Below are 9,213 nucleotides of genomic sequence, written 5' to 3'. Positions count from 1 at the left end.
GATGGACTTCCCGTCACTCGCCGACTTCGGCCACGACCCGTGGTGGCTGATCCTCATCAAGGCCGTCGCCGTCTTCGGGTTCCTCGTCGCCAATCCGCTCGCCGCGATCCTGATCGAACGAAAGGTCATGGCGCGCATGCAGACCCGGATCGGACCCAACCGGGTCGGTCCGCGCGGCCTGCTGCAGAGTCTGGCCGACGGCGTCAAACTCGCCCTCAAGGAGGGCATCATCCCGACCGGCGTCGACAAGCTGATCTACGTCGCAGCGCCGATCATCGCCGTGGTGCCCGCCGTGATGGCGTTCGCGGTCATCCCGTTCGGCCCGATGGTGTCGGTGTTCGGACATCAGACACCGTTGCAACTCACCGATCTCCCTGTCGGCGTGCTGTACGTGCTGGCCGTGACGTCGGTCGGTGTCTACGGCATCGTGCTGGCCGGGTGGTCGTCGGGCTCCACCTATCCGCTGCTCGGCGGTCTGCGGTCGACGGCCCAGGTCATCTCGTACGAGATCGCGATGGGACTGACCTTCGCCGCGGTCTTCCTGGACGCCGGGACCATGTCGACGTCGGGCATCGTCGCTGCGCAGGAACATCATTGGTACGTCCTGCTCCTGCTCCCGTCGTTCGTGATCTACGCGATCTCCATGGTCGGCGAGACCAACCGCGCACCCTTCGACCTGCCGGAGGCCGAGGGCGAACTCGTCGGCGGATTCCACACCGAGTACTCGTCGTTGAAGTTCGCGATGTTCATGCTTGCCGAGTACATCAACATGGTCACCGTCTCGGCACTCGCCACCACACTGTTCCTCGGTGGGTGGCAGGCGCCATGGCCGGTCAGCATGTTCGACTGGGCCAACTCGGGCTGGTGGCCGATCCTGTGGTTCACACTCAAGGTCTGGGTGTTCCTCTTCGTGTTCATCTGGCTGCGCACCAGTCTGCCGCGCCTGCGCTACGACCAGTTCATGAACCTCGGCTGGAAGGTCCTGATCCCGATCTCGCTCACCTGGGTGATGGTCGTGGCGGTCATCCGCGTCGCGGTCGGCGGCGACGACGACGCCGACCTCGCCCGGTCACTCGTGTCGGCCGGCGCAGGACTCGTCGTCACCGCGCTGATCGGATACGCGATCTGGCGGTTGATGCGACTGCCGAAGGAACCCGCGGCGCCGGATCGGATCACACAGCCCGCGTTCGATCCGATGGCGGGCGGATTCCCCGTCCCACCCCTACCCGGCCAAGTCTTGCCGCCGCGCACCATCCCTCCCCCACCTCCGTCCGATCCTGTGAAGGAGACCACCGATGCCTGACTTCCTCAAACCGATCAGCGGTCTCGGGGTGACGTTCTCGTCGATGTTCTCCCCGACCATCACCGAGCAGTACCCCGAGGAGAAGACGCCGACCGCACCGCGCTATCACGGTCGCCACCAACTCAACCGGCATCCCGACGGGTTGGAGAAATGCATCGGATGTGAGCTGTGCGCATGGGCCTGCCCGGCCGACGCCATCTACGTCGAGGGCGCCGACAACACCGAGGACGAACGGTACTCACCGGGCGAACGCTACGGCCGTGTCTATCAGATCAACTACCTGCGCTGCATCGGCTGCGGCCTCTGCATCGAGGCCTGCCCCACCCGCGCACTGACCATGACCAACGACTACGAGCTCGCCGACGACAACCGCGCCGACCTCATCTACGAGAAAGATCGGCTGCTCGCGCCTCTCGAGCCCGGCGTCACCCCGGCCCCGCACGAGATGGCCCCGGGCTCGACCGAGGAGAACTACTACCGCGGTGAGGTGTCCGAAGACGGTCGGCTCGTCGCGAAGGACGAGTCGTGACAGCACTTCTCGCCGCTGAGCTCACCCGCACGTCGACAGGTGAGGCCGTCCAGTTCTGGGTCCTCGGCATCGTCGCGGTCATCGGGGCGCTCGGTGTCGTCTTCGCGACGAAGGCCGTCTACTCGGCGATCTTCCTGGCCACCACGATGATCATCCTCGCGGTCTTCTATGTCGCGCAGGGCGCACTGTTCCTCGGGGTCGTCCAGGTGGTCGTCTACACCGGGGCCGTGATGATGCTGTTCCTGTTCGTACTCATGCTGATCGGCGTCGACTCCGCCGACTCCCTCGTGGAGACGCTTCGCGGACAACGCATCGCTGCCATGGTGCTCGGGATCGGGTTCGGGGTGCTGCTGATCGCGGCGATCGCCAATGCGTCGCTGGCGGCGTTCGCCGGGGCACCGGTGGCCGGGGGCGCGGGGACGCCCAGCGCGTCCGACGGCAACATCGAGGCCATCGCCCAACTCATCTTCGTCCAGTACCTGTGGGCGTTCGAGCTGACCGGCGCGCTGTTGATCGCGGCCACGCTCGGCGCGATGGTGCTGGCCCACCGGGAACGATTCGGGCCCCGCCGCACTCAGCGGGAGCTGTCCGAGGAACGTTTCCGTCTCGGTGTCGACATGACCCCGATGCCCAGTCCCGGTGTGTACGCGCGACACAACGCCGTCGACGTCCCGGCCCTGCTCCCGGACGGCACGCCGTCGGATCTGTCGGTCAACGCGACGTTGAAACCGCGACCGTCGATCGGCCCGTCCCCCTCGGGCTCGGACCCGGACGGCGACAACACCCGTCGCCCGAGCATCCGCCGATCCCTCGGGGAGGGCCGATGAACCCGGAGAACTATCTGTATCTGTCGGCGCTGCTGTTCACCATCGGCGCGGCCGGGGTGCTGTTGCGACGCAACGCGATCGTCGTGTTCATGTGTGTCGAACTGATGCTCAACGCCGCGAATCTGGCGTTCGTCACGTTCGCCCGGATGCATGGATTGGGCGCCGGGAGCGCAGCGAGCGGGCCCGATGTCGCAGTTGACGGCCAGGTCATCGCCTTCTTCACGATGGTCGTGGCGGCGGCCGAGGTGGTTGTGGGGCTCGCCATCATCATGACGATCTTCCGGGCGCGCCGGTCGGCCTCGGTGGACGACGCAGATCTGCTGAAGCGGTAGGAGGTACGGTGAGCACCCAGGCGACCGCGAATCTTCTCTGGCTGGTTCCGGCACTCCCGCTTCTCGGCGCAGCGATCCTGTTGCTGGGCGGTCGGCGCACCGACCGCCGGGGGCACCTGCTGGGAACGGCCCTCGCTCTCGCGTCGTTCGTCGTCGGGCTCGTGATGTTCACCGGCATGCTCGGCCGGGATGCGGAAGAGCGTGCCGTACACGATATCCTGTTCAGCTGGGTGCCCGTGGGCGAGCTGCAGGTCGACTTCGGTCTGCAGCTCGACCAACTGTCGATGTGTTTCGTCCTGCTGATCACCGGCGTCGGCTCACTCATCCACATCTATTCGATCGGCTACATGGCCGACGACCCCGATCGCCGACGATTCTTCGCCTACCTCAACCTGTTCCTCGCCGCGATGCTGCTTCTCGTGCTGGCCGACAACTACCTCGGCCTCTACGTCGGTTGGGAGGGCGTGGGTCTCGCCTCCTATCTGCTGATCGGTTTCTGGCAGTACAAGCCGTCGGCGGCGACCGCGGCCAAGAAGGCCTTCGTGGTGAATCGTGTCGGCGACATCGGGCTCGCGGTCGCGCTGATGATCATGTTCGCCACCTTCGGCGCGGTGAGTTTCGAGGCGGTGTTCTCCGGCGCCGATCAGGTCGGCGAGAGTGTACTCACCGCCATCGGTTTCATGCTGTTGCTCGCCGCGTGCGGCAAGTCCGCGCAGGTGCCGCTGCAGTCGTGGCTCGGCGACGCCATGGAGGGCCCGACACCGGTGTCGGCGCTCATCCACGCGGCGACGATGGTCACCGCAGGTGTCTATCTCATCGCCCGATCGAACCCGATCTTCGATCTGGCACCCGCCGCCCAGGTCGGTGTCACGGTCGTCGGAGCGGTCACCCTGCTGTTCGGTGCGGTGATCGGTTGCGCGAAGGACGACATCAAGAAGGCACTCGCCGCGTCGACGATGAGTCAGATCGGCTACATGGTGCTCGCGACCGGTCTCGGACCGGCGGGCTACGCCTTCGCCATCATGCATCTGCTCACCCACGGATTCTTCAAGGCCGGCCTGTTCCTCGGTGCGGGTTCGGTGATGCACGGTATGAACGACGAGACCGACATGCGCCGCTTCGGCGGGCTGCGTACGGTCATGCCGATCACGTTCGCCACGTTCGGCGTCGGATATCTGGCGATCATCGGCGTGCCGCCGTTCTCCGGCTTCTTCTCCAAGGATCCGATCATCGAGGCGGCGTTCGCCTCCGGCGGCGTCGGTGGCTGGCTGCTCGGCGGCGCAGCACTTCTCGGCGCCGGCATCACCGCGTTCTACATGACACGGGTGATGGTGTTGACCTTCTTCGGGGAGCGGCGATGGGATGACCACGATCGACATCCGCACGAGTCGCCGGGCACGATGACCGGACCGATGATCCTCATCGCCGTCGGCTCGGTCGCCTCCGGTGCGATGCTCGCGTGGGGTGACTCGCTGGTGCACTGGCTCGAACCCGTTGTCGGCGAGGAGCATCACGCCTTGGCGGTTCCGACGTGGGTGGTGACCGTGACGATCCTCGCGGTGGTCGCGGTGGGTGTGGGTATCGCCTGGCGCATGTACGCGACCCGCACGATACCGGAGTCGGCGCCGGACGACGTGTCCGGGCTGACGGTGGCGGCTCGGCGGGATCTGTACGGCGACACGGTGAACGAGAAGCTCCTGATGCGCCCCGGCCAGGAGCTGACCCGTGAGCTCGTCCGCGTCGAGAACGTCGGTATCGACGGTGTGACGTCGGGGATCGGCAGCACCATCGGCGGACTCTCCCGACGTCTGCGCGGTTGGCAGAACGGCTATGTGCGGTCCTACGCGTTGTCGATGTTCGCCGGCGCGACCCTGATCATCGGACTGGTGATGGTGGTGAACGTCCTGTGAACACACCGTGGTTGACGATCCTGTGGCTGCTCCCCGCGGTCGGTGCTGTCGCCGTGCTGGCGATCCCCAGTTCGCGCCCCGACATCGCGAAGTGGTTCGGTCTCGGCGTTTCGGTGGCGGTGCTCTGCCTCGCACTCGGCCTGACCGCCGCTTTCGACCGGGGTGGGGGGAGCGGCTCGGGTGACACCTCGGGCCGCTACCAGTTCGTCGAGGACCACAGCTGGATTCCCGCGCTCGGCACCCGGTACGCACTCGGACTCGACGGCATCGGTCTCGTGTTGGTGTTGCTGACCGCGGTGCTGTTGCCACTGCTCATCGTCGCCGGGTGGAAAGATGCGGATCATTCGGGATCGCTGGATCATTCGGGCGGCCGACGGCAGAAGGGTCCGCACACCTATCTCGCGTTGACCCTGGCGGTCGAGGCGATGGTGCTGATGAGTTTCGTCGCTCTCGACATCCTGTTGTTCTACATCTTCTTCGAGGCGATGCTGATCCCGATGTACTTCCTCATCGGCGGCTTCGGTACGACCGTCGGGGTCGACCGCACTCGCGCTGCGGTGAAGTTCCTGCTGTACAACCTGTTCGGTGGTCTGATCATGCTCGCCGCGGTGATCGGGCTCTACGTGGTGACGGCACGTTCGGGTCTCGGCACCGACGGCGCGGGGACCTTCGATCTGCGAGTCGTCGTCGACGCGGTGTCCACCGGTCAGCTCGACGCCGGCGGCGGCCTCCTGAAACTGCTGTTCCTGGGATTCATGTTCGCGTTCGCGGTGAAGGCACCGCTGTGGCCGTTCCATTCGTGGTTGCCCGACGCCGCTGTCTCGGCCACACCCGCCAGTGCCGTCCTGATGATGGCGGTCGTCGACAAGGTCGGCACCTTCGCGATGCTGCGTTACTGCTTGCAGCTGTTCCCCGACGCCACAAGGTATTTCGCACCGGCCATCGCGACCCTGGCGGTGATCGGCATCGTGTACGGCGCCGTCCTCGCGATCGGTCAGACCGACGTGATGCGACTCATCGCCTACACGTCGATCTCCCATTTCGGTTTCATCATCCTGGGCATCTTCGCGTTGACGACGCAGGGGCAAACCGGTTCGACGCTCTACATGGTGAATCACGGAATCTCCACCGCCGCACTGTTCCTCGTCGCCGGATTCCTCGTGTCGCGGCGCGGGAGCCGGCTCATCGCCGACTACGGGGGCGTGCAGAAGGTCGCCCCGGTCCTCGCCGGCACGTTTCTGGTCGCCGGGCTCGCGACGCTCTCACTGCCCGGGCTCGCCCCGTTCATCAGCGAATTCCTGGTGCTGATCGGCACGTTCACGCGGTATCCAGTGGCCGCGATCGCGGCGGCGAGTGCGCTCGTGTTGTCGGCGATCTACATCCTGTGGCTCTATCAGCGGATGATGGGCGGTCCGTCCCGGGCCGTCGAGGGTCCGGGCGCGGCCACCCGCGGTATGCGTGATCTGCACGGTCGCGAACTCGTGGTGATCGCGCCCCTCCTCGCCCTGCTGTTGGTGTTCGGTGTCTATCCCAAGCCGGTACTGGACATCATCGATCCGGCCGTGGCCCACACGATGAGCACCATCGGCCAAACGGATCCGCCACCGACGGTTCCGCCGTCGCCGGACGGTGGTCCGCGATGACCGGCGCCGGGATGACGGGAGTGAGCATGACCGGAGCAGCGCCGACGACCACACATCTCGCTGCCATCCAGGCACCGAGCGTCGAGTACGGTCTGCTCTCGCCGATGCTGATCGTGTTCGGGGTGGCGGTTGTCGCGGTCCTGGTCGAGGCGTTCGCGCCCAGGCGGATTCGCTATCCGATCCAGCTCGTGATCTCGGTCGGGGGCCTCCTCGCCGCGCTCGTCGCCCTGATCGCGGTGACCGTCGCGGAGACACGCAACGGCGGCGACGGCCAGTTCGCCATGTCGGGTGCGGTCGTCGTCGATCGCCCGACGCTGTTCCTGCAGGGCCTGCTGTTGCTCGTCGCGATCATCTCGGTCGCTTTCATGGGTGAGCGACGACTCGAGCGTGTCGTCGCGCCGGGATCGATGGATCTCGACGCCGCGCGAACAGGCACGCACACACCGAAGCAGGTGAGCGACGGCCCCGGTGCCGCCGCACAGGCGACGCTCGGCGCGGTCGAGGCGGACATGTTCACCCCGTCCGGGGCATCGGTACCCAACACCGACGCCGAGTTCGAGGCGACCCGGGCGGGCGCGGTCACCACCGAGGTGTTCCCATTGACGATGCTCGCGGTCGGCGGCATGATGCTGTTCCCCGCGTGCGGTGACCTGCTCACGATGTTCATCGCGCTGGAGGTCTTCTCGCTCCCGCTGTACCTGTTGTGCGGTCTGGCCCGGCGTCGGCGGTTGATCTCGCAGGAGGCCTCGCTCAAGTACTTCCTGCTCGGCGCGTTCTCGTCGGCGTTCTTCCTGTTCGGTGCGGCATTCGCCTACGGCGCCACCGGATCGCTGCAACTGGGTGCGATCGGGGACTCGGTCGGGCAGGCGGTGAACGCTCCCGACGGTGACACCGTGTTGCCGTTGATCGCGCTCGGGCTGTTGTCGGTGGGGCTGCTCTTCAAGATCGGTGCGGTTCCGTTCCACGCATGGATCCCGGATGTCTATCAGGGTGCGCCGTCGCCGGTGACAGCGTTCATGGCGGCGGCCACCAAGATCGCCGCGTTCGGCGCGCTGCTGCGGGTGTTCTATGTCGGATTCGGGGATCTGCGGTCCGATTGGGAGCCGGCGCTGTGGGCGGTGGCGATCGCCACGATGCTCGTCGGCGCGGTGATGGCGGTGACCCAGACCGACATCAAGCGGATGCTCGCGTACTCGTCGATCACCCACGCGGGGTTCATCCTGTTGGGTCTGATCGCCTTCGACGACGCGGGCGCCGGGAGCGGAGCGAGCGGGCCCGATCAGCCCGGCCTCGCGGCCACGCTGTTCTACCTTGCGGCGTATGCCTTCTCCACGTTCGGCGCGTTCGCGACCGTGTCGGTGGTGCGCGAGACCGACCGTCTGTCAGGCCCGCACGTGTCCGGCCGCGAGGCCACCGAGATCTCCCAGTGGGCAGGTCTGGGCCGACGGTATCCGCTTGTGGGAGCGATGTTCTCGATGTTCCTGCTGGCCTTCGCCGGGATCCCGCTGACGAGCGGGTTCATCGCGAAGTTCGACGTGTTCGCGGCGGCGGCCGGCAACGGCGGCGGTGTGCTCGTCGTCGTCGGTGTGGTCAGCAGCGCGATCGCGGCGTACTTCTACATCCGGATCATCGTGGCGATGTTCTTCGCCGACGTCCCCGTCGACGCCCCGCACGTGGTGAAGCCGAGCGTGCTGTCGACCTCGTCGATCGCCGTGTGCACGATCGTCACGATCGTGCTCGGCATCTTCCCGCAACCGGTGCTCGATCTCGCCCGGGACGCGGCACAATTCCTCACATGAGACTCCTCCGCACGACGACCGGGGCACGCGGTGTCGCCGGGGCGATCACCATCGGGATGCTCGCCGTGGTCGTGGGCGGGTGCGCCCAGCAGTCCGACGATCCCGCACCCGGCAGCGTCACCACATCGGTGGTCACGGTCACCCGATCGGTCACCCCGTCGTCGTCGGACACGACGAGTACCACCACCACCGCGGCGAGCGCCTACACCCCGACCGCGATCCGTGCGCAGGGCAGGCGCGGCACGACGACCTTCGACGTCGATCTGCCGCAGGTCAGTGGGGGTGAGGCAGCGGTGCGGGAACGGTTCAACGGCGGCATGCGTGCCGCGCTCGACGACGTCGTCGGCCGCACCGCGGACACGACCGTCGAGAACGGTTCGCTCGCGGGAGACACCCGCAGCGCGGTGACGACGACGACCGGCAATGTCGTCGCCGGTGTGGCGATCTTCTCGGCCTATGCCGCGGGCGCCGCCCATCCCAACAATCTCGTCTCGACGATCACCATCAACGCGACGACCGCGAAACCCATCCTGCTCAGCGATGTCCTCACCGACCCGAATGCGACGGCACCGCGACTCGCCGCCCTGGTGACGCAGATCGACGACCGCGCCACCGATGTGCCACCCGTCGTCGACAGCTTCCTCAACTGGGTGCCGGTGACCGCGGGCATCCGGTTCTACGTCCCGGTGATCCACGCGCTGGGCGACTGGCTTCCGGTGACGGTCCCATGGAACGACCTGTCGGCGTATCTGCGTCCGGGGATGGCGGAGTTCCTGGGCGGTCAGTGAGGCGTGGCGATCAGTGAGGCGGGACGGTCAGTGATGCGCGTGCCGGGACACGAGAACGGCCCCCACCTGTTCAGGCGGGAGC

At 66.7% G+C, this 9,213-nt stretch carries 8 protein-coding genes; all 8 read left to right on the top strand.

Features of this window, described 5'->3' with window-relative positions; genetic code table 11:
• Nucleotide 1 precedes the first annotated feature (1 nt).
• Genes nuoH through QSJ19_RS17145 form a run of 8 tightly spaced genes read left to right on the top strand, consistent with a single transcriptional unit; the run spans nucleotide 2 to nucleotide 9,131 of the window.
• Nucleotides 2-1,303 (top strand): NADH-quinone oxidoreductase subunit NuoH, encoded by a 1,302-nt coding sequence (gene nuoH / locus QSJ19_RS17180; protein ID WP_286322117.1) that lies wholly within the window; start codon nucleotides 2-4, stop codon nucleotides 1,301-1,303.
• Complete coding sequence (nuoI, locus tag QSJ19_RS17175) at nucleotides 1,296-1,832, top strand: NADH-quinone oxidoreductase subunit NuoI (protein WP_286322116.1); 537 nt, start codon at nucleotides 1,296-1,298, stop codon at nucleotides 1,830-1,832. Before nuoH ends, nuoI begins: the two co-directional genes overlap by 8 nt.
• On the top strand, nucleotides 1,829-2,659 hold the full coding sequence (locus QSJ19_RS17170) for an NADH-quinone oxidoreductase subunit J (protein WP_286322114.1): 831 nt from the start codon (nucleotides 1,829-1,831) through the stop codon (nucleotides 2,657-2,659). Before nuoI ends, QSJ19_RS17170 begins: the two co-directional genes overlap by 4 nt.
• Nucleotides 2,656-2,991, top strand: coding sequence for an NADH-quinone oxidoreductase subunit NuoK (nuoK, locus tag QSJ19_RS17165; RefSeq protein WP_286322113.1), 336 nt, complete (start codon nucleotides 2,656-2,658; stop codon nucleotides 2,989-2,991). The genes QSJ19_RS17170 and nuoK overlap by 4 nt, the downstream gene beginning before the upstream one ends.
• An 8-nt stretch (nucleotides 2,992-2,999) precedes the next feature.
• On the top strand, nucleotides 3,000-4,901 hold the full coding sequence (gene nuoL, locus QSJ19_RS17160; protein ID WP_286322110.1) for an NADH-quinone oxidoreductase subunit L: 1,902 nt from the start codon (nucleotides 3,000-3,002) through the stop codon (nucleotides 4,899-4,901).
• On the top strand, nucleotides 4,898-6,544 hold the full coding sequence (locus tag QSJ19_RS17155; RefSeq protein WP_286322109.1) for an NADH-quinone oxidoreductase subunit M: 1,647 nt from the start codon (nucleotides 4,898-4,900) through the stop codon (nucleotides 6,542-6,544). Before nuoL ends, QSJ19_RS17155 begins: the two co-directional genes overlap by 4 nt.
• Before the next feature lie 26 nt (nucleotides 6,545-6,570).
• Nucleotides 6,571-8,343 carry an NADH-quinone oxidoreductase subunit NuoN gene (nuoN, locus tag QSJ19_RS17150; protein ID WP_286322108.1) on the top strand — a complete coding sequence of 591 codons (1,773 nt, stop codon included), beginning with the start codon at nucleotides 6,571-6,573 and terminating at the stop codon, nucleotides 8,341-8,343.
• Nucleotides 8,340-9,131: a hypothetical protein gene (locus QSJ19_RS17145; RefSeq protein WP_286322107.1), complete on the top strand. Its 792-nt coding sequence runs from the start codon at nucleotides 8,340-8,342 to the stop codon at nucleotides 9,129-9,131. Before nuoN ends, QSJ19_RS17145 begins: the two co-directional genes overlap by 4 nt.
• The last annotated feature ends 82 nt before the right edge of the window (nucleotides 9,132-9,213 follow it).

The sequence above is a fragment of the Gordonia sp. ABSL11-1 genome (genome assembly GCF_030315685.1).
Lineage (GTDB): Bacteria > Actinomycetota > Actinomycetes > Mycobacteriales > Mycobacteriaceae > Gordonia.
This window is presented reverse-complemented; position numbering and strand designations above follow the sequence as displayed.